Genomic DNA, 26837 nt, shown 5'->3' on the forward strand with positions numbered 1-26837 from the left:
ATGCCGATCAACGTGCTGATGCCCGCGCTCTCCCCGACCATGGAGAAGGGCAACCTCGCCAAGTGGCTCAAGAAGGAGGGCGACGCGGTCAAGTCCGGCGACGTGCTGGCCGAGATCGAGACCGACAAGGCCACCATGGAGGTCGAGGCCATCGACGAGGGCGTGCTCGCCAAGATCCTCGTGCCCGAGGGCACCGCGGACGTTCCGGTCAACGACCTGATCGCCATCATCGCCGCCGAGGGCGAGGACGTGTCGGCGGCCGCCGCCGGCGGTGCGCCGAAGGCAGCCTCCAACGGAGCGGCCAAGCCTGACGCCATGCCTGACGCCAAGCCTGAGCCGAAGGCCGACGCCTCGGCGGCCAACCAGAACACCACGCCCGGCGGCGGCCACATGGGGTACGAGCGGGTGAACGCGGCGCCGGAAGGCGCGCAGCCCGGCGGGGCGCCGCAGGCCAGCACGGGCGGACGGGTCTTCGCTTCACCGCTCGCCCGGCGGATCGCCAAGCAGGAGGGTGTCGATCTCGGCGCCGTCCAGGGCAGCGGCCCGCACGGCCGCATCATCGCCCGGGACGTCCAGGCCGCGAAGGCCTCCGGCGCCACTCAGGCACCCGCCGCCGCCCCCCAGGCCGCCGAAGCGCCGAAGGCGGCCACCCCGGCCCCGAAGGCCGCCGCCGCGGGCGGCGCGCCGGCCGGCCTCACGACCGATCAGGTCAAGGGCTTCTACGCCAAGGATGCCTACGAGGAGGTGCCCCTCGACGGCATGCGCAAGACCATCGCCAAGCGCCTCACCGAGGCGATGCAGGTCGCCCCGCACTTCTACCTGACGGTGGATTGCGAGCTCGACGCGCTGATGAAGCTGCGCGAGACGCTGAACGGCTCCGCCGGCAAGGACAAGGACGGCAAGCCCGCCTTCAAGCTCTCGGTGAACGACTTCGTCATCAAGGCGATGGGCCTCGCGCTCACCCGCGTGCCGGCCGCCAACGCGGTCTGGGCCGAGGACCGGATCCTGCGCTTCAAGCACGCCGAGGTCGGCGTCGCGGTCGCCATCGACGGCGGGCTGTTCACCCCGGTGATCCGCCGGGCGGACGAGAAGACGCTCTCGACCATCTCCAACGAGATGAAGGACTTCGCCGCCCGCGCCCGCGCCAAGAAGCTGAAGCCCGAGGAGTACCAGGGCGGCGTCACCTCGGTGTCGAACCTCGGCATGTTCGGCATCAAGCACTTCACCGCGGTGATCAACCCGCCGCAATCGAGCATCCTGGCGGTGGGCGCCGGCGAGAAGCGCGTCGTCGTGAAGGACGGGGCGCCGGCCGTGGTCCAGGTCATGACCTGCACCCTGTCCTGCGACCACCGCGTCCTCGACGGCGCGCTCGGCGCGGAGCTGGTCTCGGCCTTCAAGGGGCTGATCGAGAACCCGATGGGCATGCTGGTCTGAGCCGGAGCACACGATGTCCGACACCTACGACGTCCTCATCATCGGCGCCGGGCCCGGCGGCTACGTCACGGCGATCCGTGCGGCGCAGCTCGGGTTCAAGACCGCCGTGGTCGACCGCGAGCATCTCGGCGGCATCTGCCTGAACTGGGGCTGCATCCCCACCAAGGCGCTGCTGCGCTCGGCCGAGATCTACCACTACTTCCAGCACGCCGGTGATTACGGGCTGACGGCGGAAAAGGTCGGGTTCGACACCGCGGCCATCGTGAAGCGCTCCCGCGGCGTCTCGGGCCGGCTCAACGGCGGCGTCGGCATGCTGCTCAAGAAGAACAAGGTCGACGTGATCTGGGGCGAGGCCGCGGTCGACAGCGCCGCACAGGGCAACCAGCCCGGCCAGGTCACCGTGACGGAGACCAAGCGCGCCGAGGCGCCGAAGGGCGCCAAGGGGGCCGGCACCTACAAAGCCAAGCACATCATCGTGGCGACCGGCGCCCGGCCCCGGGCGATCCCCGGGATTGAGCCCGACAAGAAGCTGATCTGGACTTACTATGAGGCCATGGTCCCCGAGACGATGCCCAAGAGCCTGCTGGTGATGGGCTCGGGCGCCATCGGCATCGAGTTCGCCTCGTTCTACCGCACCATGGGCGCCGAGGTGACCGTGGTGGAGCTGCTGCCGCAGATCCTCCCCGTGGAGGATGCCGAGATCGCAGGCCTCGCCCGCAAGCGCTTCGAGAAGCAGGGGATCAAGATCCTCACCGGCGCCAAGGTCACGAAGGTCGAGAAGGGCGCCGATTCCATCACGGCGACCATCGAGGGCGGCGACGGGAAGTCACAAACGATCACGGCTGAAAAACTGATCTCGGCGGTGGGCGTCGTCGGCAACATCGAGAAGATCGGCCTGGAAAAGCTCGGGGTGAAGATCGACCGCGGGATCGTGGTGACGGACGGGCTCGGCCGCACCAACGTGCCCGGTCTCTACGCGATCGGCGACGTCGCCGGCCCGCCGATGCTCGCCCACAAGGCGGAGCACGAGGGCGTCATCTGCATCGAGACGATCAAGGGCCTGCACACCCACCCGATGGACAAGGCCAAGATCCCGGGCTGCACCTATTGCCAGCCGCAGATCGCCAGCGTCGGCCTGACCGAGGCCAAGGCCAAGGAGCAGGGTTTTGCGGTGAAGGTCGGCCGCTTCCCCTTCGCGGGCAACGGCAAGGCGATCGCGCTCGGCGAGCCGGACGGGCTGATCAAGACCGTGTTCGACGCCAAGACCGGCCAGCTGCTCGGCGCCCACATGGTCGGCGCCGAGGTGACCGAGCTGATCCAGGGCTACGTGGTGGCGATGAACCTGGAGAGCACCGAGGAGGAGCTGATGCACACGGTGTTCCCGCACCCGACGCTCAGCGAGATGATGCACGAGAGCGTGCTCGACGCCTACGGCAAGGTGATTCACACGTAAGACGAGAGGCCGACCGAAAGCTCCTTCAAAACAAGCTGTTAGCTGGAGGCCCCCGGCGCTCGCGAGACCTTGGGCCAAGCCCAGGGTCAGCCAGGGGAGGGCCGGGCGCCGGCTCTCACTGTTCCCAGAGTGGGCGAGCGAGCATCCTGACCTAGACCACACATACGACCGTCAGAAGCCCAAAAGGGCGCTATGTTGCGCGATGCGGCTATTCGAGCCTGACGACTTTCCACCGACCCTGATGGATAGGCTCAAGGCCGCTGGGGGTGGTCTCTTCCTGTTGGCGGTGGGCTCGCTGATGCTTTGGCGCGCTCCGGTTTACGCAGATCCCTCCTGGACCCCCTCATTCCACAGGATGCGCTACCTGATGGATTGGTCTCCGTTCTGGCGCGGGGCGCACATAGCCATCCTGGGCTCTTGGATCGTGGCCTTCTCCCTGTTGGCCTTCTGGAAGGCTCTGAGGCCCTTTACACCTCGCTCCAAACCATTGGGACGGAATGGCATCCCCAAGCCTTGACCTCGCCCCCTGTTTGCCCCGTCCATAACCAGAGTCGGTTCCGGTCCTGGTCGTGCTCGGGCCGGATTGAAAATGCCTTTGGGGTGAGTACGCCGAGGCTTTTGTGAGGGCGGCGGGCGTTGTAGTGCACCTGCCACGCCGCGATGAGGGTTCAGCCGCCGACAGCCTTCGGAACAGATGCACGCTCAAGCACGCGTCGCGAAAGCGCCTGTTCAAACTCTCGACGAAGCCGTTTTACTGCGGTTTACCGGGTGCGATGTCGTTCCACCCCACCCCACGCTCCTTCTGTCAGCGCAGGATGGCGTGCAGGTTGGCTCAGTGCCGTTGTCCGAGACGATAATCAGCGGCTTGCACCGGCCCTCGATGTTCCAGTTGAGTTCGCGCGTAACCCGCCGCCCCGACAGCGAAGTACCAGCGACCAGAGCCGGACATTATCGCGTGCAGGCGTAGACCACGACGAGGATTCGGAAGCGCCGCCCGTCGTCGAGCGTGTGGGAGACGACGTCGAGGCTCAAGCGCTAATTCGGCTCCTGGGGCGCAGCGGCAGGAGGCCGGGTGCCCAGCGCACGCTTGCGAGCGCCGCGCCTGGCGCCGACAGCCGTTCGGACGTCGGTCCGGCCCAGGCCGGGCCGGCACGGGTCCGTCAGTCCGAACCGGGCGCCGCCGCGCGCGTCAGGCTCACCAGCTGAAACAGGAGGATCACCGCGACCGTCGCCGTACTGCCGCCGACGGGGATCAGGAGCAGCGCCGCGATGGGATCGAGCCCCCGGACGAGCAGCAGCGTGATGCAGCTGCCGAGCACGGACGCGAGGGTCATCCGGAAGATGCAGCATTCGGAAGGTTGCATGGTCCCTCCAGTCGAGCGTCCACGGGAATGTGGGAGCGCGCGGCGGTTCGGCAACCATAAATAGATAAAACTCAAAAACAAATGCTGAGGTTGCGCAAGGCGATGGCGATCCGCGCCGACACCGGAACGCCCGTCAGCGGCGCAGCCGATCCACCGGCTCGGCCTGATCCGGCGAGGGGACGTAAGCGCACCACTCGCAGATGCCGCGCTCGGCGCCGCGCTGTGCGTTGCGCTGCGAACAGAGCGGGCAGACGAGCAGGATCAGCCGCCGACCGGACTGCAGGGCCAGCCCGCGGCCCCGGAATGTGACCTCGGTCGCCGCATCGCCGGAGGCCTGATCCCGGGCGCTCATGACGCCACCCCGCCGACCGCTTGCCGGATCGCAGGTCTGCACATGGTCTCGATCCGCATGGCGATGCCGCCCCCCAGCGTTCCTGCCAAGACGTCGCTGCGGGGATAAGCGGCGAAGGGCCGAATGGCTCCGCTTCCGCATGTGGACCGGGCCGGATGCGCACGGACCGAAACGGCCCTATGACGTCCGGCACAACCGGCGCAGGAGCGATGCGAAACGCGATGCAGGACACGATGCAGGGCGACCCCATCGACGCGGCCGACGGCCTTCCCACCTTCGCCGACGTGGCCCGCGCCGCGGAGCGGATCGCCGGGGCCGCCCATCGCACGCCGGTCCTGACCTCGCGCACCGCGGACGCGATGACCGGCGGCCGGCTGTTCTTCAAGGCGGAGAACCTGCAACGGGCCGGCGCCTTCAAGTTCCGCGGGGCCTACAACGCGATCAGCGCCCTTCCGGAGGCGGCCCGCGCCCGCGGGGCGATCACGTATTCCTCCGGCAACCACGCCCAGGCGATCGCGCTGGCGAGCCGGTTGCTCGGCGCCCCCGCCACCATCATCATGCCGGGCGACGCCCCCGCCGCGAAGATCGCCGCCACGCGCGGCTACGGCGCCGAGGTGGTCCTGTACGACCGCTACAGCCAGGATCGCGAGGCGCTCGGCCGGGAGATCGCGCAGGCCCGCGGCCTGACGCTGATCCCTCCCTTCAATCATCCCGACGTCATCGCCGGGCAGGGGACCCTGGCCCAGGAGCTGATCGAGACGGTCGGCCCCCTCGACATACTGGTGGCCTGCCTGGGCGGCGGCGGCCAGCTCGCGGGCTGCGCGCTGGCCGCGGCGGAGCTGTCGCCGGGCTGCCGGGTGATCGGCGTCGAGCCGGAGGCTGGCAATGACGGGCAGCGCTCGTTCCGCGAGGGCCGGATCGTCACGATTCCCGTGCCCCGCACCATCGCCGACGGGGCGCAGTCGACGGCGCTGGGCGACCTCACCTTCGCGATCATCCGCGCGGGGGTGTCCGACATCCTCACCGTCACCGACGCACAGCTCGTCGAGACCATGCGGTTCTTCGCCAGCCGGATGAAGCTCGTGGTCGAGCCGACCGGCTGCCTCGCGGCGGCGGCGGTGCTCCACGGGCTCGTGGACGTCACGGACAAGCGCGTCGGCGTGGTGATCAGCGGCGGCAACGTCGATCTGGCGGCCTTCGCGCGGCTCACCGGCGAGTCGGCCTGAGGCGTCGATTGCCGGGCCGGTGTGCTCCCGCCGCGGTGGACCGGCCCCGGCCCAATGCTTATCTTGTGGCTGCCAGAATGCGCGTCCCCGGGCCTTGAACCCGGATGGGCGGGAGGATGACAATGTCCACGAGCTTCAAGGTTCTGTCGCTGACCGATCGGGCTGCCGATCGGATCAAGGCGATCATGGCGGAGGCCGACCGGCCGATCGCCGGTCTGCGCGTCGGTGTCCGGAACGGCGGCTGCGCCGGGATGTCGTACACGATGGAATATGCCGAGGCGGTCAAGCCCGGCGAGGACGTGGTCGAGGATCGCGGCGTGCGCGTCTTCGTCGATCCGAAGGCGGTGCTGTTCCTGCTCGGCACGGAGATGGACTTCACCACCACCAAGCTGGCGTCGCAGTTCGTGTTCAACAACCCGAACCAGACCTCGGCCTGCGGTTGCGGAGAATCCGTGGCGATCACGCCGGTCTCGGCGGACCGCCTGTCCGCGCCGGCCTGAGGCTCCCGCTCACCGTCGGCGCGGGGAGCGCGGCGGCCCAGCCGCGCCCCCGGCGCAGAGGGTCTCCCGCTCCCGAAAAGCGCTCCGCCGCGGGCGGGCGCCGTCGCGGCGCCCCTAGGCCACCTGCGACAGCGACTCGGCCGCATCGTCCAGGAAGCGGTTCCGGCCCGCGCGCTTGGCCGCGAACATGCACAGGTCGGCCCGCTCCATCAGCGAGGCCGGCGTATCCCCCGGGCACAGCACCGCGACCCCCAGGGAGATGGTGATCTTGCCGAGCGACTCGCCGGTCGAGCGCTTGACCAGTTCGCGCCCCATCACGCTGGTGCGGACCGTCTCGGCCACCCGCTTGGCCACGGTGCGGTCGGCCCCGGGGAGGATGATGCCGAACTCCTCGCCGCCGAACCGGGCGAGCTGCGCCTGCTTCCCGGCATTCTCGCGCATCACGATCGCCACGAGCCGCAGGACCTGGTCGCCCGTGAGGTGACCGTACAGGTCGTTGAAGCGCTTGAAGAAATCGATGTCGAGGATGATCAGGCTCATGGGATCGGTGCGCGCCCGCGCTGAATCCATGGCCGCCTTCAGCGTCTCCTCGAAATGCTTGCGGTTCGCCAGCCCGGTCAGGGCGTCGGTCAGGCTCTCGCGCCGGCTCGCATCGAGCTTCTCGCGCAGCGTCTCGATCTCGCTGCGCGTCTCGCGCATGCGGGCCTCGAGGATCCGGTTGTTGGCGGCGACTTCCCGGGTCGTGGCGGCCAGGGTCGCCACGATCTCGCCGAACCGCGCCCGGCTCGGGAGGCCCTGGGAGAGATCCTGGGCGACGCCGCGCAGCGATTCGCTGTACTGCGCCGTCGAGCCCAGGGAGAGGTCCAGGATCTCGGTGACCGCCGCGATCTCGCTCAGGACCACGCGGCTGACGTCGTCGGTGGTGCTCGCGAGGCGCCGCCCGTCGAGATAGGTCTCGTGCAGATCGTCGATGTCGCTCTCGGTAAGGCAGCCGTTCTGGGTGGTGAGGCGCTTCACGGCATCGGCGAGGAGCGGCAGCTCGCCCGACACGTAGGCATACCAGACCGCGTAGGCGCGCGGCGTCGCGGAGGGGCCGTAGTCGCGGATCAGGTCATGGCTGCGCTTCGCCAATGCGAAGCTGCGATCGCGGTCCGAATAGGTCTCCTGGCTCATCCGTATCCCGTGGTCCCGGGCGATCGGCGCGCATGCGCCGCGACCCTGACTTGATATACGGCAGTCTGGTAGCCGGACTGTTAAGCTCGAAAAGACCCTTGTTACCTTTCTTTCTTCGCCAACACTGGTCGAAGTAGAAATGCCGGGACGTGGGAACCCAAACCGACGGGCGTATCACCGTCCGCATCGTTCCGGCGCCCGCGCTCCTCGCGCCCGGCCGCGCCGGCGCGCGCCGTCGTGCGTCCCGCAGCACGGCTCTCCGGGCGAGCCTCTTGGCGCCCCTCCTGCCGACTCTCTTGACGACTCTCCTGGCGTGCCTCCGGACGCTGCGCGGCCGCCGCACCGCGACCGGTGCGTGCCCGCGGACGCTCCTCCCGGGCCTCCTCGGCCTCGCCGGCGCTCCGGATCTCCTTGGCGTCGCCGCGACTGGCGTCGCCGCTCCTCGCGCGACCGCCCCGGGCAGCACCGCCCTTATCGCCGGCCTTCGCGGAGCGCGCGCCGCGGCGGCCCTCGCCCGACCGGCCGCGGTGACGCGTCCCGGTGTCGCCGGACGGCTCGGCCACCGTCGACAGATCGCCGTCCAGCCAGGGGATCGGCTGGCCGATCAGCGCCTCGATGGCGCCGAGGGAGCGCGTGTCCTCGGGGGCGACCAGCGTATAGGCCGTGCCGCTCCGGCCCGCACGGCCGGTGCGGCCGATCCGGTGGACGTAATCCTCGGGGTGATGCGGCACGTCGAAGTTGAAGACGTGGCTCACGGCGGGGATATCGAGGCCGCGCGCTGCCACGTCGCTGGCGACGAGCAGGGCGGTCTCGCCGTTGCGGAACGCGTCCAGGGCGGCGGTCCGCGCCCGCTGATCCATGTCACCGTGGAGGGCGGCGGCGTCGAAGCCGTGGCTGACCAGGGACTTCTGGAGCAGGGCGACGTCGCGCTTGCGGTTGCAGAAGATGATCCCGTTCTTGAGTTCCGCCTCGCCGCGGATCAGGTCGCGCAAGCGCTCGCGCTTGGCATGCCCCTCGGCGCCGGTTGCGACCAGGCGCTGGGTGATCGTCGTGGCCGTGGAGGCGGGACGGGCGACCTCGACCCGCTGGGGGTTGTGCAGGAACATGTCCGCCAGCCGCTCGATCTCCGGCGGCATGGTCGCGGAGAAGAACAGGGTCTGCCGGGTGAACGGCACCATCTTCACGATGCGCTCGATATCGGGGATGAACCCCATGTCGAGCATGCGGTCGGCCTCGTCGATGACGAGCAGCTCGACGCCGGTGAGCAGGAGCTTGCCGCGCTCGAAATGGTCCAGGAGGCGACCGGGTGTCGCGATCAGCACGTCCGTGCCGCGCATCAGCTTGGCGTCCTGGTCGGCGAAAGACACGCCGCCGATGATCAGGGCCACGTTGAGCTTGTGGTTGGTGCCGTAGCGGTCGAAATTCTCGACCACCTGGGCCGCCAGTTCGCGGGTCGGTTCCAGGATCAGGGTCCGGGGCATCCGGGCCCGGGCGCGTCCGTTCTCCAGAAGCGTCAGCATCGGCAGCGTGAACGCCGCCGTCTTGCCGGTTCCCGTCTGGGCGATGCCGAGGACGTCGCGACGCGCCAGCACGTGGGGAATGGCCTCGGCCTGGATCGGCGTCGGCTCGGTATAACCCGCCGCTTCGACGGCGTTCAGGACTTTGTCACTCAGTCCCAGGTCGGAAAAAGGCATCTGCGTTCAGGAACCGTTGCGCGCCCGGCCGGCGCGAAGGACACCGTCGCGGCAACGGCTGGGAAAGGCTCGCGCGGGGCGATCGGGCGCTCCCGGGGCCGCGGGGCGCATCACGCATGTCAGTTAGGGCCCTGGCGCGACTTGTCAATCTCGCAATGGTGATGGCGCCCGCCGACGCACAGGGGATCGGGCGCCAAAACGGGCCTCGATCAGGGCCGGAGACGGTCGGATGCGGGCACGAGGCAGGGATTCAGGCGGGTGGACCGGGCGAATTCCGATGCCGCGAGGGCGCCGGTCGTCTGCGGATCCGCGATCTCCGGATGGGCCGGTCCCGCCAGGGCGGCGACCGCGGCGGCCATCGGTGCCGCATCGGGCCGGCTGAGCCGCGCGAGCTGGTAGGCGCCAACCACCGTGAGGAGCCCGACGAGTCCCGCCATGCGCAGGGTCCAGGGCAGGGGCCCGGCGGCCCGCCTCGGCCGCGCAGGATGCGATGCCGGGCCGGGAACGCTCGCCGGAAGACCGGCCATCCCCTCCGGAGTCCGGCGCCTGCCGAAGGTTCTCCGGCTCCGTTCGTCGTGGCTGAGCATGGATGGACAGCTGTCTCCACCGGGCGAGGCGGCCGGCCGCGACGCGGGAGCCGGCAGGAAGCCGGTCGCGGGTGATCGAGAGGGTCGGCCCGCCCGCAGCGACGGACCATCGGCGGATACGGTTAACCGATCGCTTACGACCGCGCGCACCCTCTCGCCAAAGTTGTGCCGGAATAAAACGGCCGCCCTGCATGCAACCGGCGAGACGTCGGACGCTATCACGGCACCCGTTGAGGCGCGACCGAATATGCACGTCGCGCAACACAGCTAGTCTTCCGAGCCTTTTCAGCTGTCCGCGTACAGTCTCGACGGGCAAGCGAGCCGGCTGCTTGGGAGACGGTCGGTTAGTCTTCATCTTTCGTTGACGGGATGTCCCTAGTCTGAGGATGCTTGTTGCAGGAAAGCGACAGACCCGCCATCCGAGAGCGCCTAGAAGGCTGCCGGCTCAAGCTAACCCCAGGACCGACACCACCATGAAGAAGCTTCTCCTCGCATCCACCGTCCTCGCCGGCTTGACCGCAACGGCGTCCGCCGCCGACCTGCCGCGCCGCGCTGCGCCGCCGCCGGTGTTCACGCCGGTGCCGGTGTTCACCTGGACCGGCTTCTACGTCGGTGTGAACGCCGGCTACGGCTTCGACGCCAACAGCCGCAACACCACCAGCTACGCCCTGCCGGGCGGCTCGCTGATCAACTCCCCCGGCACCTCGGGCGTCGTCAGCGTCAATAACCGCAACAACAACGACGGCTTCTCGGGCGGCGCCCAGATCGGCTACAACTACCAGTTCACGCCGGGCTCGGGCGTGGTGATCGGCTTCGAGGCCGACGCCCAGTACGTCGACTTCGCCCGCCGCGCCAACGCCACCCAGAACTACAGCTTCCTGGGCTTCCCCGGCGTCGCCTTCTCCAACCCGCCCGCCTTCGTCGCCACCAGCGGCAACGGCCTCGACTACTTCGGCACCGTCCGCGGCCGCCTCGGCTACGCCTTCGACCGCACCCTCGTGTACGGCACCGGCGGCTTCGCCTACGGATCCGGCCAGGACGACCAGAACTTCTCCGGCAACCGCTTCCGCGACAGCTTCCGCACCGGCTGGGCCGCCGGCGGCGGCGTCGAGTACGCCCTGCCCACCGACTCCTTCCTGAACTTCTTCCGCTCCTCGGCCGTCACCCTGAAGGTCGAAGGCCTGTACGTCAGCCTCGACCGCCAGAAGAACTCCGCCGGCGGCGTCTTCTACGGCAACCTCCTGCCCCCGAACGGCACCGCCTACCTCAACGGCGCCGCCGCCAAGACCGAGTTCGCCGTCGTCCGCGCCGGCCTGAACTACAAGTTCGGCTCGTACTAAGATCGAACGTCGGAGCCGGCTCGACCGGCTCCGCGCAACGGAAGGGCCCGGCCGCAAGGCCGGGCCCTTTCGCGTTTCAGGGTCGTGCCGCCGGACGGGTCGGGTGCGACAGGGAGCGCCGGAACCGCGCGTGCCACCCGCGATTGAGACCGCGGCGCCTCATGGGGATCGAGCGGGGACCGGGACGGGAACCGCGACGGGTCCGGGCGCACCGGAGCGATCAGCCATGCGAAGCCGAATCCTTCTCCTGTCGCTCGCGGCCCTGGCTCTGGCGGGAGCGCCTGCACGTGCGCAGGATGCCTCCGTGATCGGCAAGGATACGGTCCTGCCGGGCACGGGGCCGGGGACCTCGACGGACGGCCAGGGCGTCGGGCGGCTGATGGCGGCGGCGAATGCCGAGGACGCCGCCAAGCGTCAGGGGCTCAAGCCTGTGGCCTTCCTGGCCTCCAAGATGATCGGCGTGACGGTGCGCAACGCGGCAGGCGACAGCGTCGGCAAGATCGACGACCTGCTGATCACCGATGGCGGGACCCTCAAGGCCGTTGTGATCGATGTCGGCGGCTTCCTCGGCCTGGGCAGCAAGGTGATCGCCGTGGAGCCTGGTGCTCTGGTGCTGCGGCCGGGAGGCGAGCGGTTCTCGGCGGTCCTCAACATGAGCACCGACACGGTGTCGGCGGCCCAGCCCTTCGACCCGGCCAAGGCGGTTACCAAGCCCTGACGGTCCGGGCGGCCGGCGCGGTGGAAACCGCGTCGGCGCGACGGTTCAGATGTCGAGGTCGGCCCCCTCGGCGAAGGCCGCGCGCTCGCTGATGAAGGCGAAGCGGGCCTCGGGTTTGTTGCCCATCAGCCGCTCAACCGTGTCGCCGGTCGATTCCCGGGCCTCGTCCAGGACCGCGACGCGCAGCAACGTGCGCTTCTTCGGGTCCATGGTGGTCTCCTTGAGCTGGGCCGGCATCATCTCACCGAGGCCCTTGAACCGCCCGATCTCGACCTTGCCGGCCTTGAACACCGTCTTGATGATCCGCTCCCGGTCGGCGTCGTCCCGGGCATAGGCCACCTTGGAGCCCTGCTGCAGCCGGTAGAGCGGCGGGATCGCGAGGTAGAGATGCCCGCGGTCGATGAGCTTGGGCATCTGGCGGTAGAAGAAGGTGATCAGCAGCGAGGCGATGTGGGCGCCGTCGACGTCGGCGTCCGTCATGATGATCACCTTGTCGTAGCGCAGGTCGGCCTCGCGGAAGGCCGCGCCGGTGCCGCAGCCGAGCGCCAGGGTGAGGTCGGAGATCAGCTGGTTGGCGCCGAGCTTGTCCCGGCTCGCCGAGGCGACGTTGAGGATCTTGCCGCGCAGGGGCAGGATCGCCTGGGTCGCCCGGTCGCGGGCCTGCTTGGCGGAGCCGCCGGCCGAATCGCCCTCGACGATGAAGATCTCCGAGCCGGCGGTGCCGGCGGCCGAGCAATCGGCGAGCTTGCCGGGCAGGCGGAGCTTGCGGGTGGCGCTCTTGCGGGCGACCTCTTTCTCCTGGCGGCGGCGCAGGCGCTCCTCGGCCCGGTCGATCACCCAGTCGAGCAGCTTGTTGGCCTGGGCCGGGGAGGCGGCGAGCCAATGGTCGAAGGCGTCGCGCACCGCCGTCTCGACGATGCGCTGGGCCTCCACGGTGGCGAGCTTGTCCTTGGTCTGGCCCTGGAACTCGGGCTCGCGGATGAAGACCGAGAGCATGGACGCGCAGGTCGCCATGACGTCGTCGGTGGTCACCGCGGTCATGCGCTTGGCCTGGTTCACGCGCTCGGCGTGCTCGCGCAGGCCCCGGAGCAGGGCGACCCGCAGGCCGGCCTCGTGGGTGCCGCCCTCGGGCGTCGGGATGGTGTTGCAGTAGGAATGCGAGAACCCGTCCTCGGCGACCATCCAGGCCACCGCCCATTCCAGCGACCCGTGCGAGCCCGGCTTGGTGATCTTGCCGGAGAACATCGCGTCGGTGACCAGCTCCTTGCCGTCGATGTCGCGGGCGAGATAGTCGCGCAGGCCGTCGGGGAAGCGGTGCACGGCTTCCGCAGGTACGCCCTCCAGCCCCTCGAGGAGGGCGGGGGCGCAGCGCCAGCGGATCTCGACGCCGCCGAACAGGTAGGCCTTCGAACGCGCCATCTTGAACAGGCGGCGCGGGTCGAATTTCAGCGAGCCGAAGATCTGCGCGTCCGGGTGGAAGCGGACCCGGGTGCCGCGCCGGTTCTGCACCCGGCCGATCAGCTCCAGCGCGCCCTGCGCGTGGCCCCGCGAGAAGGTCTGGCGATACAGGGTCTGGTTGCGCGCCACCTCGACCTCGAGGAGGTCGGAGAGCGCGTTCACCACCGAGATGCCGACGCCGTGCAGGCCGCCCGAGGTCTCGTAGACCTTCGAGTCGAACTTACCGCCGGCATGCAGCGTGGTCATGATGACCTCGAGCGCCGACTTGCCGGGAAATTTCGGATGCGGGTCGACCGGGATGCCGCGGCCGTTGTCGGTGACCACGAGGGCACCGGTCTCCTCCAGCTCCACCTCGATGAAGCTGGCATGGCCGGCCACCGCCTCGTCCATGGAGTTGTCGATCACCTCGGCGAAGAGGTGGTGCAGCGCCCGCTCGTCGGTGCCGCCGATATACATGCCGGGGCGGCGCCGGACCGGCTCCAGCCCCTCCAGCACCTCGATGTCGGAGGCGGTGTAGCCGGAATCGGGCTCGGCCGCTGCGAGCGCCGTCACGGAGGCCGTGGCATCCAGGCGCCGTCGCGGCTCCGGCGCGCGAGAGGGGGCTGTCGAGGCGGCCGCCTTGCCGCCCGGTCCGAACAGGTCGCGGGCCGGATCGCTCACGCGCGGCCTCCGCGGGCGCGGCGCATCGGCCGGCTCGGATTCGCGCAGACGGGTCTTGGGTCGTGGAGCATGCGCCTTCATCCCCGCATGATAGCGGAACAAAACGTAAACATCAAAACCGTTCGCCCCCAGGCGACGCGGCCGCACCATCGCATGCTGCGGCGCCGCGAGCGAGGGCCGGAACCGCCCCGACCCCCGAGGGGGCCAGGCGGCCCGTCATCAAGACGTTGCACAACGATGGGTTAAGGCTTTCCCGTGACCAGCCTGTTCGACCTCCGCAGGCCGCCGCCGGAACAGACCGGGACGATCGACGTTGACGGCGGAGATAAATCTTGACCGTGGTCAGGGAGCCGCAGCCCATGAGCGATGCCGCGATCGAGGCCCGCCGCCTCACGTTGATCCGCTTCGAGCACGCGGCCGGCGCCGCCTTCGGCTGCGACGACGACGCGGCCGGCGTGCCGCCCGGCCGGGCGCTCATGAATTCCACCACGATCGCGCTGGCGACCTTCGCGACGGCGCTCGCGGCAACCATCACCTACCTCGTCTGAACCGGGCGGCCGGACCCGGAAACCGGGACGTGCATCCCGTTCTCCGCGTCGGTCTGCCCCTGTCCCCCACCGCTGCCGGGAGAGCAGCGCAGGACCGCGTGCCCGCCCTGGACACGGACCGGCGCGGCTGACGCGCCTTGCACCCGGCGAGCGGGTGAAGGCCGCCTGGACCTGTCTGCGTCAGCCGGCGCCCGTCTTCTTGGCCGCGGTCTTCTTGGCGGCGGGCTTCTTCGCTGCCGTCTTCTTGGCCGCCGGCTTGGCGCCGCTCGCCGCGCGCGTCGCGGTCTTCCGGACAGCGCCCCGTTTCGCCGGCTTGCCGCCGCCCGAGGCACGCTTGGCGTTGACCAGGGCGATCCCCTCGTCGAGCGTCAGCGCCTCGGCGCTCATGGTCTTCGGCAGCGTGGCGTTCACCTCGCCGTCGGTGACGTAGGGGCCGTACTTGCCGGCCTTCACCACGAGGTCGCGCCCGCTCGCCGCGTCCGTGCCGAGCGGGCGGCCGGGATCGGCAGCCGGACGGCCGCGGCCGCCGCCCTGCTCCTTGGCGACGATCAGGTCGATGGCGCGGTTGCCGCCGATCTCCAGCACGTCGTCGTCCTTGCCGAGATTGGCGTAGGTCTTCCCATGCTGCACGTAGGGCCCGAACCGGCCGAGATTGGCCAGGATCGGCTCGCCGGTCTCGGGGTGGCGCGCCACCTCGCGGGGCAGCGCCAGCAGCGCCAGCGCCTTCTGCAGGTCGACCGCCGAGGGACTCAGCCCCTTCGGCAGGGAGGAACGCTTCGGCTTCTCCGCCCCCTTCTCGGTGGAGGCCTCACCGAGCTGCAGGAACGGCCCGAATCGGCCGTCGCGCAGCGTCACCGGCAGACCGGTGGCGGGATCGTCGCCCAGCACCCGGACGCCCGGCTGGCCGCCCTCGGCCGAGGAGCCGTCCCCCTCGCCCTCGACGCCCGAGGCTGAGAGCTGGCGGGTGTACTTGCACTCGGGATAGTTCGAGCAGCCGATGAAGGCGCCGAACTTGCCGAGCTTCAGCGACAATTGTCCGGTCCCGCAGACCGTGCAGGTGCGCGGGTTCGAGCCGTCGCCCTTGTCGGGGAAGATGTGCGGCCCGAGGAGGCCGTTCAGCGCCTCCAGCACGTCGGTGACGCGCAGCTCCTTGGTCTCGCCGATCGCCGCGGAGAAATCGCGCCAGAAGTCGCGCAGCACCGCCCGCCAGTCGATCTCGGCATTGGAGACGCGGTCGAGCTGCTCCTCGAGGTCGGCGGTGAAATCGTACTCGACGTAGCGCCGGAAGAAGCTCTCCAGGAAGCCCGTGACGAGCCGCCCCTTGTCCTCCGGCTGCAGCCGCTTCTTCTCGATCTTGACGTATTCGCGGTCGCGCAGCGTCTGGAGCACCGCCGCGTAGGTCGACGGGCGGCCGATGCCGAGTTCCTCCATGCGCTTCACGAGGCTCGCCTCGGAATAGCGCGGCGGCGGCTCGGTGAAGTGCTGGGTCGAGCTGATCCGCTCGCGGGTGAGCGGGTCGCCGGCCTTCATGGGCGGCAGGCGGCGGCTCTCCTCGTCCTCCTCGTCGTCCTTGCCCTCCTGGTAGAGGGTCAGGAAGCCGTCGAACTTCACCACCTGGCCGGTGGCGCGCAGGTCGATCTGGCGGGGGCCGACCTTCGCCGTGACATCCACGGTGGTCCGCTCCAGCTCGGCCGATTCCATCTGGCTCGCCATGGTGCGGGTCCAGATGAGATCGTAGAGCCGGGCCTGCTCGGGCTCGAGGTGGCGCGCGACCATCTTGGGCAGGCGGCTCATGTCGGTGGGCCGCACCGCCTCGTGGGCCTCCTGGGCGTTCTTGGCCTTGACGCTGTACTTGCGCGGCACGTCGGGCACGTAGCGGTCGCCGAATTCCTTGCCGATGACCCGGCGGGCGTCCTGGATCGCCTCGGGCGCCATATCGACGCCGTCGGTCCGCATGTAGGTGATGATGCCGACGGTCTCGCCGCCGATATCGACGCCCTCGTAGAGACGCTGGGCGACCCGCATGGTCTGGGCCGGCGCCATCCCGAGCTTGCGCGAGGCCTCCTGCTGCAGGGTCGAGGTGGTGAAGGGCGGCTGCGGGTGGCGCTTGGCGGGCTTCGCCTCGACGCTCGCCACCTGGAAGGTCGCGAGTTCGAGGTCGCGCTTGAAGGCGGCGGCCTCGTCGCCGGTGCCGACGTCGAGGCGCTGGATGCGCTTGCCGTCGGCGCCGACGAGGCGGGCCTCGAAGGTCGCGCCGTCGGCGGTCGTCAGCGTGGCGATGAGCGTCCAGTACTCGCGCGGCTTGAACCGCTCGATCTCCATCTCGCGCTCGACGACGAGGCGCAGCGCCACCGACTGGACGCGCCCCGCCGAACGGGCGCCCGGGAGCTTGCGCCACAGGACCGGGGAGAGGTTGAAGCCGACGAGGTAGTCCAGCGCCCGGCGCGCCAGATAGGCGTCGACCAGGGCCTGGTCGATCTCCCGGGGCTTGCGCATCGCCGCCTCGACCGAGGCCTTGGTGATGGCGTTGAAGGTGACGCGTTCGACCGGGATGCCCTTGAGCGCCTTGCGGGCGGTCAAGGCCTCCAGCACGTGCCAGGAGATCGCCTCGCCCTCGCGATCCGGGTCGGTAGCCAGAATCAGCTTGTCGGCGCCCTTGACCGCCTTGGCGATCTCGGAGACCCGGCTCGCCCCGCGGTCGGCCAGTTCCCAGACCATGTGGAAATCCTGCTCGGGATCCACGGAGCCGTCCTTGGCCGGCAGGTCGCGGATGTGCCCGAACGAGGCGATCACTTCATAGTCGCGGCCGAGATACTTATTGATCGTCTTGGCTTTGGCCGGCGACTCGACGACGACGACTTTCATTCAGACCTCTGCCCCTGACGGGACCTGAGCGCGACGGACGAATTCTGATCGTAATTCGCGTGGGACATATGCCCGCCGTCGGGCCGGGGCCGCGCGCCGGGGACAAGTGGGTCACGGGCGGCGGGATGTCAAATGGCGGGCTGTGCCGCCGGTGTGGGGTCGAGCCGCTCCGTCGCGCATGCCCCGGCTGGCGCGGCGCCGAAACTCAGATCCCCGCGTACCATTCGTAGCCGCGGTCCTCCCAGTAGCCACCGCCGCCCTGGCCGATGCCGTTGAGCGATTCCACCATCTCGACGCGCATCACGTACTTGGCCTGCTTGTAGCCGAGCTGGCGCTCGACCCGCAGGCGCAGGGGCGCGCCGTTGGAGACGGGCAGCGGCTTGCCGTTGAGGTCGTAGGCCAGGATCGTCTGCGGGTTGAAGGCGTCGTAGAGGTCGATGCTCTCGTAGTAGCGGATCGGCGTACGCTTATCCTCGGGCTCCGCGGCCGGGCTGCCCTGGCCCCAATCGTCCTTGGGCGCGTCGGTGGCGGTGGGCGCGCCGCCCCAATCCTCGGCGGCGGCGAGCTGGATGTAGGCGTCGCGCACCGCGCCCGGATGCCCGGGGCGCCCCAGGAAGGCGCCGTCGCCGCCTTCGAGGCCGCCGCCGGCATATTCCAGCGTGTCGGCGCAGTGGAACACCGCGTAGCGCGCCTGCGGCTTCAGCCCGGCCCGCTTCAGCACCTCGGCGAGCGGCACGCCGGCCCATTGCCCGATGCAGCTCCAGCCCTCCACGCAATCGTGACGGGTGATCTGGGTCCGCGACGGCAGGGCGCGCAGGTCCGCGAGGCTCAGCGACAGCGGCGTCTGGACGAGCCCGTCGACCGTGAGCTTGAACTCGGCGAACTTCTTGGCCGCGAGGGCCCGGTAGGCGCGGTCCGGCGGGTCGATGGTGCCGTTCGGCTTGAACCAGGGCGAGATCATCGCGGCCGGGAATTCCCGGGCCAGGGTCGTCGGCGACATCAGCAGGCGCTGGACGTACTGGTTGGCGTCCTCGCCGACCTGGAGGGTCTGCCGGCCCGCATCGGATCCGGCGAATCTGTCGCAGCCGCCGAGCAGGGCGGTGCCCATCAGGCCGGCGCCGGCGGTGAGGAGGTTGCGGCGGTGGAGGATCATCGGGCACCTTCCCGGTCACGGCCGAGGCTGAACCAGCCGGTGATCATGCCGCGCATGTTGTTGACGAGGCCGGAGACCAGCACCAGCAGCACGTGGACCACCACGAACAGCACGATGAGCCCGGCGGCGATGAAGTGGACGCTGCGCGCCGATTGCCGGCCCCCGAACAGCTCGGTGAGCCAGGGCCAGGCGGCATCCATCCCGGGCGACATGGCGAGTCCCGCGAGCACCATCGCAGGTAAAAGGCCCAGCACCAGGACGAGATAGGTGAGCTTCTGGATGACGTTGTAGCGCTTGGCCTCCGTGCCCTCGGGGAAGCGCAGGAGCAGGTGCTCCTTCACGGAAGCCCCGAAGTGGCGGATCTGGTCCCCGTCCGGAATCAGGCGACGGCGGAGCTGGCCGCTGAACAGGCCGTAGGTGAGATAGACGGCGCCGTTGATCACCAGCAGCCACGCGAACAGGAAGTGCCAGCGGCGGCCCGTGGCGAGGTCCTGGTCGGCCGGCAGGGTCGCCCAGGACGGGAAGGCCCGCTCCACCTCCGTGCCGCCCTCACGCGACAGGCCGAGAACGCCCGTGGTGTCGAAGGTCCGCGTGCCGACCGTCACCACCCCGCGGCTCTTGCCGTCGCGGCCCTGATCGCTCGTGATGGCGAGCGCCGGGTCGTCGAAGGTCGAGACCGCGCCCCAATAGAGCGCGGGGTGGGCGTTGAAGATCTGGAGGCCGCTCATCAGCAGCACGAGCAGCACCGCGGCGTTGATCCAGTGCGCCAGACGGATCACCAGCGGATGGCGGTAGAACCACCGGCGCCCCTGCCGGTCGACGGTCTCGGGGGCTTGGAGAGCAGGGGAGGCGGCCAAGAATCGGGTCCCGGTTGGGCGTCGCTGGGCCGGGGATCGTCCGAACCCCGACCGTTCGGGCCAATACGTGGCGCGAGGAGCACCGGTTACCATCGGGCGGAAAAAAGGCCGCAGGTCCCGTCCGGCTTCCCCGGCGGGCGGCGGTCTGCAGGGGCTGCGGGGGCTCCAGGCACGGGGCCGAGGGCGGAGCGCGGCCTGTCCCCTTTCCGAGCGGACGGGCCAGCCGGGAGCTCACGCCGAGCCAGCCCCTGTGCGCCGGAGGACGCGTCCCGGCCTGAACCGCGATGGATGCGCGCGATGGATGCATCGGACAGCCTTGCCGGGACGGCGCGCCGCACCTACACCCGGGCCTCATCATGACGACGCCCGCGCCCCCGGCCTTCCCGCACCGGCACCTCCTCGGCATCGAGGGTCTGACCCGGCCCGACATCGAAGGGCTGCTCGACGCCGCCGAATCCGCCGTCGACCTCTCGCGGCAGGTGGAAAAGAAGCGCACGACCCTGCGGGGCCGGACGCAGATCAACCTGTTCTTCGAGCCCTCGACGCGGACGCAATCCTCCTTCGAACTCGCCGGCAAGCGGCTCGGCGCCGACGTGATGAACATGTCGGTCGCCTCGTCCTCGGTGAAGAAGGGCGAGACCCTGATCGACACCGCGGCGACGCTGAACGCCATGCGGCCCGACATCATCGTGGTCCGCCACGAATCGGCCGGCGCCGTGCACCTGCTCGCCCGGAAGGTCGATTGCGCGGTGGTCAACGCGGGCGACGGCGCCCACGAGCACCCGACCCAGGCGCTCCTCGACGCGCTCACCATCCGCCGCAACAAGGGCCGGATCGAGGGCCTGCAGGTGGCGATCTGCGGCGACGTCCTGCACTCGCGGGTGGCGCGCTCCAACATCATCCTGCTCCAGGCCATGGGTGCCCGGGTCCGCCTGATCGCGCCCTCGACGCTGCTGCCCGCCGGCATCGAGCGCTTCGGCGTCGAGACCTTCACGGACATGCGCAAGGGTCTCGTCGGCTGCGACATCGTGATGATGCTGCGTCTCCAGCGGGAGCGCATGAACGGTTCGTTCGTGCCCTCCGTGAAGGAGTATTTCCGCTATTTCGGCCTCGACGCCGAGAAGCTGGCGCTCGCCAAGCCCGATGCCCTGGTGATGCATCCGGGCCCGATGAACCGCGGCGTCGAGATCGCCTCGGACGTCGCCGACGGGGCGCAGTCGCTGATCCGCGAGCAGGTGGAGATGGGTGTCGCCGTGCGCATGGCGGTGCTGGAAGCGCTCGCCCGGCATCTCCCGAACGGCTGAGCCCCGGACAAAGCCCATCCGCCTTCACCCGCGCCGCTTGCTCGCAGGGCGGTCGTGGCGCAGTTTCCTGCCGAAATCCGGCCCGGATCCGTATAAGGGGCCGGCGCAACATGCAGATCGCTTCATGACCGCCTACACGCTCGCCGACCTCGCCGCCCTCGTGGCGAGCCGCGCCGGGACCGATCCGGCCACCTCCTACACGGCCAAGCTCCTGTCCGAGGGCCCCGCCAAGGCGGCCAAGAAGCTCGGCGAGGAGGCGGTCGAGGCGGCGATCGCGGCCGTGCAGGGCGACAAGACCGGCCTGAGGAACGAGGCCGCCGACGTGCTCTACCACCTCGTCGTGCTGCTCCGGGCCGGCGGCGTGGAGCTCGAGGCGGTGATGGCCGAGCTGGAGCGCCGGACGGCCCAGAGCGGCATCGCCGAGAAGGCCGCGAGGCGCCACGCGTGAACGCGGCCGCGCTGCCGGGCTCGGTCGAGGCGATCCTCGACGCGTCGGACCGGCTCTCGCCCTATCGCCGCTTCAGCCGGGATGAATGGGCGCAGCTGCGCGCCGACACGCCGCTCACCCTCAACCAGGAGGATCTGGAGCGGCTGCAATCGATCAACGATCCGATCTCGGTCGAGGAGGTGGTGGCGATCTACCTGCCGCTGTCGCGCCTGCTGGCCCTCTACGTCGCGGCGACGCAGGGGCTGTTCAAGGCGACGCAGCGCTTCCTGATGGCCGAGCGCGAGACCAAGGCGCCCTACATCATCGGGCTCGCCGGGTCGGTGGCGGTGGGCAAGTCCACCACGGCCCGCATCCTGACCGCCCTGCTGGCGCGCTGGCCCAACACGCCGAAGGTCGACCTCGTCACCACCGACGGGTTCCTGCTGCCCAACGCCGAACTCGCCGCCAACGGCCTGATGGAGCGCAAGGGCTTTCCCGAAAGCTACGACACCGCCGCGCTGCTGCGCTTCCTCCACGACGTGAAGGCCGGCCACAAGCGCGTGACCGCGCCGCTCTACTCGCACCTCGTCTACGACCGGGTGCCCGGGGAGGAGCGGGTGGTGGAGAGCCCCGACATCCTGATCGTCGAGGGCCTGAACGTGCTCCAGCCCGCCCGCCTGCCGCGGGACGGCACCGCGATCCCGTTCGTGTCCGACTTCTTCGACTTCTCGATCTATCTCGACGGCCACGAGGACGACCTGCACCGCTGGTACGTCACCCGCTTCATGAAGCTGCGCCAGACCGCCTTCCGCGACCCACGCTCCTACTTCCGGAAATACGCCGAGATTCCGGAAACCGAGGCGCTCGACATCGCCGACCGGCTCTGGACCACGATCAACCTGCCGAACCTGCGCGAGAACATCGTGCCCACGCGGCAGCGGGCGAGCCTGATCCTCACCAAGGGCGCGAGCCACCGGATCGAGAGCGTGGCGCTGCGGCGGCTGTAGGTCGGTCCAACCCTCCAGCTGATCCTGAGGTGACCGCGAAGCGGGCCTCGAAGGAGGTCTTCCGGGCCCACAGAGCCCTCTGGATGAGGGGAGGCCTGAAGCGGCCGCCTCACGCGAACGGAAAGTCCGCCTCCGCCACATACGGCCCACCCCCGGTCGATTCCCGCGCCGAGAACAGCGTCACCCGATCAACCGCGAAGGCCAGCGGCGCGAAGACCGGCACCTGCGACAGGTACATCGCCGTCGCCTCCGGCGTGGCGTCGCGGCGCAGCCGGGCCAGGGTGACATGCGGGGTGAACTTCCGCCGTTCCGGCTCGACCCCGGCGCGGCGCACCAGCCGCTCCTGCTCGGCCTGGAGATCCGTCAGCGCCGGGTCGGCCACCACCGCCGCGTAGAGCGCCCGCGGCCTGTCGCCGCCGAAGATGCCGAGGCCATCGAGGGTCACCGTCAGGGGCTGGCGTACCCGCATCTCGGCCAGCGCCTCCACGACATCGTCGGCGACGGTGACCTCGACATCCCCGAGGAAGCGCAGGGTGACGTGAAAGTCGCCGGGCTCGATCCAGCGCGCGCCGGGCAGGCCGCCCTGGTAGACCTTGAGGGCGTCGGCGACCGCCGGCGGCACGGCGAGCCCTGTGAACAGGCGCGGCATCAGCGGACCGGCGCCTGGCGGATCCGGTCCAGGAACGAATCGACCGTCGGCAGCATGCGCGCCGCGATCGTCTCCACGCCCTGCCGGTTCGGGTGGATCATGTCATCGAGGTGCTGCGCCCGGTCGCCCACGATCCCGTCGAGGAAGAACGGGTAGAGGGTCAGCCCGTAGCGCTCGGCGAGGGCCGGAAAGATCGCGTCGAACCGCGCCTTGTAGTCCGGCCCGAGATTGGGCGCGGCCTGCATGCCGGCCAGCAGGACCGGGATGCCCCGGGCCTTCAGCCGCTCGATGATCGCCGACAGCGCCCCCTCGGTCACCTTCGGGTCGGTGCCGCGGAGCATGTCGTTGGCGCCGAGTTCGAGGATCACGCCCGCGGTCCCATCGGGCACCGACCAGTCGACCCGGTCGAGGCCACCGGTGGCGGTGTCGCCGGAGACGCCGGCATTGGACACGGTCACGTCCTCGCCCTTGGCCTTGAGTAGCCGCTCCAGGACGGTGGGGAAGGCGGCATCGGCGGGCAGCCGGTAACCGGCGGTCAGGCTGTCACCCAGGGCGACGAGCTTGACCGGGCCGTTCGGGGCGGCCTGCGGTGCCGTCATGAAAGGGACCATGAGGACGGCTAGCGCTGCGGCAAACAGGGCCGTGCGCCGGAACACAGCGCCGCCGTCATGGCGCGGCCCCAATGCGGATCCCATATCGCGGTGCCCCCGCGGCCCGTGCAGCCAAGTTCGCAGCCAACCGAGGACCTCGCGCGCCATGCTCGTCATCGCCCACAGATCGGCTCGCCCGTGAGCCAAGGCAAGGTGCTGCGCGATCCGGCGATCGCGCTGTCGAACATCGATCTCAGCCTCGGCCGCGGCGCCGCCCGGGTCCACATCCTCCGCGGCATCTCGCTCACCGTCGACCGCGGCGAGGCTGTGGGGCTCGTCGGTCCGTCCGGCTCCGGCAAGTCGACGCTTCTGATGGTCATGGCCGGGCTGGAGCGGCCCGATTCCGGCGGCGTGGTCATCGAGGAGACCGATCTCGTCCGCCTCGACGAGGACGCGCTCGCCCGCTTCCGGGGCCGGCGCATCGGCATCGTGTTCCAGGCCTTCCACCTCGTGCCGACCATGACGGCGCTGGAGAACGTGGCGCTGCCGCTGGAACTCGCCGACCGGCCCGGCGCCCACGAGCGGGCCCGCGCCGAGCTGGAGGCGGTGGGCCTCGGGCACCGGCTGCACCATTACCCGGCGCAGCTCTCGGGGGGCGAGCAGCAGCGCGTCGCCATTGCCCGGGCGGTCGCCCCGGATCCGGCGATCCTGGTCGCCGACGAGCCCACCGGCAACCTCGACGAGGCCACCGGCCGGCAGATCGTCGATCTCCTGTTCCGGCTGAAGCGCGACCGCGGCGCGACCCTGGTGCTCGTCACCCACGACAACGGCCTCGCCCGCCTGTGCGACCGCACGGTGCGCCTGCGCTCGGGCCGGATCGAGGAAGCGGTGACCGCCTGATGCACGGCACGATCACCCGACCGGACCCCGGCCCCCGCCGCCTCCCGCTCATCCTGCGGCTGGCGCTCCGCGAACTGCGCGCCGGCCTCACGGGCTTCGCGGTGTTCCTCGCCTGCATCGCGCTGGGCGTCGCGGCGATCGCGGGCGTGGCGTCGATCTCGCGCTCGCTCTCGGACGGGCTCGGCCGGGAGGGGCGGCGGATCCTCGGCGGCGACCTCGCCTACAACCTGATCAACCGCGAGGCCACCGACGCCGAGCGGCAGGCCCTGGCGCGGGAAGGCCGGCTCGATAGCGTCGCTTCCCTGCGGGCCATGGCGGTGGCGGAGAGCGGCGACGCGGCCCTCGTCGAGCTGAAGGCCGTCGACCCGGCCACCTACCCGGCGGCGGGCGACCTCGCCACCGACCCGCCGGGCCGCCTCGCCGACCGGCTGGCCGAACGGGACGGGGTGCCGGGGGCGCTCGCCGACCCGGCTCTGCTCACGCGCCTCGACGTCAAGGTCGGGGACCGGATCGCGCTGGCCGGGCACAAGGTGGCGATCCGCGGCACCATCGTGTCCGAGCCCGACAAGATCGCCGGCGGCATCGGCTTCGGGCCGCGGCTGATGATCTCCGAGCCGACGCTGCGCGCCACCGGTCTCGTCCAGCCCGGCAGCCTCAACCGCTGGAGCTACCGGATCCTCCTGCCGCCGGGCACGCCGGATGCCGATCTCGACGCCGCGCAGGCCCGGATCCGTGCCGCGACGCCGGAGGCGGGCTGGGAGGTCCGCTCGCGCAGCAACGCCGACCCGCGCTTCGCCAAGAGCATCGAGCGCTTCACGCAGTTCCTGACCCTGGTCGGGCTCACCGCGCTGATCGTCGGCGGCGTCGGCGTCGGCAATGCCGTCCACGCCTTCGTGGAGCGCAAGCGGGCCTCGATCGCGACCCTCAAGAGCGTCGGCGCGCCCGGCTCGCAGGTGGTCGCTCTGTACCTGACGCAGGTGATGCTGATCGCCGGGATCGGCACCCTGATCGGGCTGGCGATCGGCGCGAGCCTGCCCTTCCTCCTCGACGCGCTGTTCTCCGCCGACCTGCCGCTGCCCCTGAACCCGACGCTCGCCCCGGGCGAACTCGCGCTCGCGGCCGCCTACGGGCTCCTCACCGCCTTCGCCTTCGCGATCACCCCGCTCGGCCGCGCCCACGACGTGCCGGTCTCCGGCCTGTTCCGCGACACCGTCGATCCCGCACGGGTGAGGCCGCGCTGGCGCTACCGGATCTGGTTGGGCCTGAGCCTCGCGGCGCTGGTCGGCCTGTCGGTGGTCACCGCCTTCGACCGGCGCGTGGCGCTGATCTTCATCGCGGCGGCCGCCATCGCCTTCGGCCTGCTGCACGGGGTGGCCCTCGGCCTGATGGCGCTCGCCCGCCGCCTGCCGCATCCAAGCTGGCCCGCGCCCCGGATGGCGCTCGCCAACCTCCACCGGCCAGGGGCCCTGACGCCCGCCATCGTCCTGTCGCTGGGCCTCGGCGTGACGCTCCTCGTGACGCTCAGCCTGATCGACGCCAATGTCCGCCGGACGATCAGCGCGACCCTACCGGCCCGCGCGCCGAACCTCTTCTTCCTGGACATCCCCTCGCGGGACGCCGCCCAGTTCCGCGAGTTCCTGGCGCGCGCCGCCCCGAACGGGAAGATCGAGGACGTGCCGATGATGCGCGGCCGGATCGTCGCCCTGAACGGCGTGCCGGCGAGCAAGATCCGGCCCCCGGAGGATGCCGCCTGGGTGCTCGACGGCGACCGGGGCATCACCTACGCCGACACGGTGCCGGAGGGCTCGAGCCTCACCGAAGGCGCGTGGTGGAGCGCCGAGCAGGGCGCCAAGCCGCTGGTCTCCTTCGAGGCCGACCTCGCCCGCCAGCTCGGCCTCAAGCTCGGCGACACCGTGACGGTGAACGTGCTCGGCCGCGACCTCACCGCGACGATCTTCAACCTGCGCCGGGTGGAGTGGCGCAATCTCGGCATCAACTTCGTGATGGTGTTCTCGCCGGGGACCTTCCGCGGCGCGCCGCATTCCGACCTCGCCACGCTGACGCTGCCGGGCGGCACCGACGCGGCCGCCGAGAACCACATCCTGCGCGACGTCGCCAAGACCTTCCCGTCGGTGAGCGCCGTGCGGGTCAAGGACGCGCTGGACGCGATCGGCGACCTCGTCGGCCGGCTGGTCCTGGCGATCCGCGGGGCGAGCGCCGTGGCGGTCCTGGCGAGCCTGTTCGTGCTGGCCGGCGCCATCGCGGCCGGGCACCGGGCACGACTCTACGACGCCGTCGTGCTCAAGGTGCTGGGCGCGCGCCGGTCGCGGCTACTCGCCGCCTACGCCCTCGAATACGCCGCCCTGGGCCTCACCACGGCCCTGTTCGGCCTCATGGCCGGGATGCTCGCAGGGTGGGTGATCGTCGCCAAGGTCATGCACCTCGACTTTCGCCTCGACCTGTCGGGCGCGCTGGTGGCGGCGACGGCCGCCGTCGCGCTGGCGATTCTCCTCGGGCTCGCCGGCACCTGGCGGATCCTGGGGCAGAAGCCGGCGCCGTATCTGCGGCAGATCTGAGG

Annotated in this window: 23 protein-coding genes and 1 pseudogene; 12 read left to right on the forward strand and 12 right to left on the reverse strand. The window is 70.4% G+C overall.

What is annotated here, in order from left to right:
* Window positions 1-1434: a pyruvate dehydrogenase complex dihydrolipoamide acetyltransferase gene (locus tag ABIC70_RS17735; RefSeq protein ID WP_354440361.1), complete on the forward strand. Its 1434-nt coding sequence runs from the start codon at window positions 1-3 to the stop codon at window positions 1432-1434.
* A gap of 13 nt (window positions 1435-1447) precedes the next feature.
* Window positions 1448-2887 carry a dihydrolipoyl dehydrogenase gene (gene lpdA, locus ABIC70_RS17740; RefSeq protein WP_043756104.1) on the forward strand — a complete coding sequence of 480 codons (1440 nt, stop codon included), beginning with the start codon at window positions 1448-1450 and terminating at the stop codon, window positions 2885-2887.
* 542 nt (window positions 2888-3429) lie between these two features.
* Here the strand turns inward: lpdA and ABIC70_RS17745 are convergent.
* The 3 genes and pseudogenes from ABIC70_RS17745 to ABIC70_RS17755 all read right to left on the reverse strand — a co-directional run.
* Window positions 3430-3991, reverse strand: a pseudogene (locus ABIC70_RS17745) (integrase core domain-containing protein); the annotation flags it as partial.
* Window positions 3992-4047: 56 nt separating this feature from the next.
* Window positions 4048-4251 (reverse strand): hypothetical protein, encoded by a 204-nt coding sequence (locus tag ABIC70_RS17750; protein WP_043356243.1) that lies wholly within the window; start codon window positions 4249-4251, stop codon window positions 4048-4050.
* A gap of 133 nt (window positions 4252-4384) precedes the next feature.
* The gene (locus ABIC70_RS17755; protein WP_051045078.1) at window positions 4385-4603 is read right to left on the reverse strand and encodes a hypothetical protein; all 219 of its coding nucleotides are present in this window, start codon (window positions 4601-4603) and stop codon (window positions 4385-4387) included.
* A 221-nt stretch (window positions 4604-4824) separates the two neighbouring features.
* Here ABIC70_RS17755 and ABIC70_RS17760 point away from each other — a divergent pair, with 221 nt between their 5' ends.
* Together ABIC70_RS17760 and ABIC70_RS17765 are read left to right on the forward strand one after the other, a co-directional pair.
* The gene (locus ABIC70_RS17760; protein ID WP_354440363.1) at window positions 4825-5829 is read left to right on the forward strand and encodes a threo-3-hydroxy-L-aspartate ammonia-lyase; all 1005 of its coding nucleotides are present in this window, start codon (window positions 4825-4827) and stop codon (window positions 5827-5829) included.
* A 122-nt stretch (window positions 5830-5951) separates the two neighbouring features.
* Window positions 5952-6329 carry a HesB/IscA family protein gene (locus ABIC70_RS17765; RefSeq protein WP_043356239.1) on the forward strand — a complete coding sequence of 126 codons (378 nt, stop codon included), beginning with the start codon at window positions 5952-5954 and terminating at the stop codon, window positions 6327-6329.
* Window positions 6330-6443: 114 nt separating this feature from the next.
* Here ABIC70_RS17765 and ABIC70_RS17770 read toward each other — a convergent pair whose 3' ends face one another.
* The 3 genes from ABIC70_RS17770 to ABIC70_RS17780 form a co-directional block, all read right to left on the reverse strand.
* On the reverse strand, window positions 6444-7502 hold the full coding sequence (locus ABIC70_RS17770; RefSeq protein WP_043356236.1) for a GGDEF domain-containing protein: 1059 nt from the start codon (window positions 7500-7502) through the stop codon (window positions 6444-6446).
* 101 nt (window positions 7503-7603) lie between these two features.
* Window positions 7604-9196 carry a DEAD/DEAH box helicase gene (locus ABIC70_RS17775; RefSeq protein ID WP_043756109.1) on the reverse strand — a complete coding sequence of 531 codons (1593 nt, stop codon included), beginning with the start codon at window positions 9194-9196 and terminating at the stop codon, window positions 7604-7606.
* A gap of 209 nt (window positions 9197-9405) precedes the next feature.
* Window positions 9406-9633 (reverse strand): hypothetical protein, encoded by a 228-nt coding sequence (locus ABIC70_RS17780; protein WP_354440366.1) that lies wholly within the window; start codon window positions 9631-9633, stop codon window positions 9406-9408.
* Between the two features lie 623 nt (window positions 9634-10256).
* On the opposite strand from ABIC70_RS17780, the gene ABIC70_RS17785 reads away from it, so the two are divergent.
* Both ABIC70_RS17785 and ABIC70_RS17790 read left to right on the forward strand, forming a co-directional pair.
* Window positions 10257-11123: an outer membrane protein gene (locus tag ABIC70_RS17785; RefSeq protein WP_043349412.1), complete on the forward strand. Its 867-nt coding sequence runs from the start codon at window positions 10257-10259 to the stop codon at window positions 11121-11123.
* 226 nt (window positions 11124-11349) lie between these two features.
* Complete coding sequence (locus ABIC70_RS17790) at window positions 11350-11841, forward strand: PRC-barrel domain-containing protein (protein WP_043349409.1); 492 nt, start codon at window positions 11350-11352, stop codon at window positions 11839-11841.
* 45 nt (window positions 11842-11886) lie between these two features.
* On the opposite strand, the gene parE is transcribed toward ABIC70_RS17790, so the two are convergent.
* On the reverse strand, window positions 11887-13959 hold the full coding sequence (gene parE, locus ABIC70_RS17795; protein WP_043349421.1) for a DNA topoisomerase IV subunit B: 2073 nt from the start codon (window positions 13957-13959) through the stop codon (window positions 11887-11889).
* 359 nt (window positions 13960-14318) lie between these two features.
* Between parE and ABIC70_RS17800 the strand changes: the two genes are divergently transcribed.
* Window positions 14319-14507, forward strand: coding sequence for a hypothetical protein (locus ABIC70_RS17800; RefSeq protein WP_043349406.1), 189 nt, complete (start codon window positions 14319-14321; stop codon window positions 14505-14507).
* Between the two features lie 180 nt (window positions 14508-14687).
* Here ABIC70_RS17800 and topA read toward each other — a convergent pair whose 3' ends face one another.
* From topA to ABIC70_RS17815, 3 genes are all read right to left on the reverse strand, one after another.
* A complete protein-coding gene (topA, locus tag ABIC70_RS17805; protein WP_043387664.1) occupies window positions 14688-17372 on the reverse strand; it encodes a type I DNA topoisomerase in 2685 nt (894 codons plus the stop codon).
* Between the two features lie 205 nt (window positions 17373-17577).
* On the reverse strand, window positions 17578-18525 hold the full coding sequence (locus ABIC70_RS17810; protein ID WP_043387666.1) for a molybdopterin-dependent oxidoreductase: 948 nt from the start codon (window positions 18523-18525) through the stop codon (window positions 17578-17580).
* Window positions 18522-19382 carry a cytochrome b/b6 domain-containing protein gene (locus ABIC70_RS17815; protein WP_043387667.1) on the reverse strand — a complete coding sequence of 287 codons (861 nt, stop codon included), beginning with the start codon at window positions 19380-19382 and terminating at the stop codon, window positions 18522-18524. The genes ABIC70_RS17810 and ABIC70_RS17815 overlap by 4 nt, the downstream gene beginning before the upstream one ends.
* 356 nt (window positions 19383-19738) lie before the next feature.
* Between ABIC70_RS17815 and ABIC70_RS17820 the strand changes: the two genes are divergently transcribed.
* The 3 genes from ABIC70_RS17820 (at window position 19739) to coaA (ending at window position 22120) form a co-directional block, all read left to right on the forward strand.
* Complete coding sequence (locus ABIC70_RS17820; RefSeq protein ID WP_043356791.1) at window positions 19739-20686, forward strand: aspartate carbamoyltransferase catalytic subunit; 948 nt, start codon at window positions 19739-19741, stop codon at window positions 20684-20686.
* A 124-nt stretch (window positions 20687-20810) separates the two neighbouring features.
* Window positions 20811-21134, forward strand: a complete 324-nt coding sequence (locus tag ABIC70_RS17825) for a phosphoribosyl-ATP diphosphatase (protein ID WP_043356782.1) — start codon at window positions 20811-20813, stop codon at window positions 21132-21134.
* The gene (gene coaA, locus ABIC70_RS17830) at window positions 21131-22120 is read left to right on the forward strand and encodes a type I pantothenate kinase (RefSeq protein ID WP_354440370.1); all 990 of its coding nucleotides are present in this window, start codon (window positions 21131-21133) and stop codon (window positions 22118-22120) included. The genes ABIC70_RS17825 and coaA overlap by 4 nt, the downstream gene beginning before the upstream one ends.
* 109 nt (window positions 22121-22229) lie before the next feature.
* Here the strand turns inward: coaA and thpR are convergent, their stop codons facing one another.
* On the reverse strand, window positions 22230-22769 hold the full coding sequence (thpR, locus tag ABIC70_RS17835; RefSeq protein WP_354440372.1) for an RNA 2',3'-cyclic phosphodiesterase: 540 nt from the start codon (window positions 22767-22769) through the stop codon (window positions 22230-22232).
* Window positions 22769-23464, reverse strand: a complete 696-nt coding sequence (locus tag ABIC70_RS17840; protein WP_442919065.1) for an arylesterase — start codon at window positions 23462-23464, stop codon at window positions 22769-22771. Before ABIC70_RS17840 ends, thpR begins: the two co-directional genes overlap by 1 nt.
* A gap of 93 nt (window positions 23465-23557) precedes the next feature.
* Between ABIC70_RS17840 and ABIC70_RS17845 the strand changes: the two genes are divergently transcribed.
* Entirely contained in the window at window positions 23558-24259 is a 702-nt protein-coding gene (locus ABIC70_RS17845) for an ABC transporter ATP-binding protein (protein ID WP_374701379.1), read from the forward strand.
* Window positions 24259-26835 (forward strand): ABC transporter permease, encoded by a 2577-nt coding sequence (locus tag ABIC70_RS17850; RefSeq protein WP_354440374.1) that lies wholly within the window; start codon window positions 24259-24261, stop codon window positions 26833-26835. The genes ABIC70_RS17845 and ABIC70_RS17850 overlap by 1 nt, the downstream gene beginning before the upstream one ends.
* Window positions 26836-26837 lie beyond the last annotated feature (2 nt).

This window comes from Methylobacterium sp. 1973 (assembly GCF_040545035.1).
Classification (GTDB): Bacteria; Pseudomonadota; Alphaproteobacteria; order Rhizobiales; family Beijerinckiaceae; genus Methylobacterium; species Methylobacterium fujisawaense.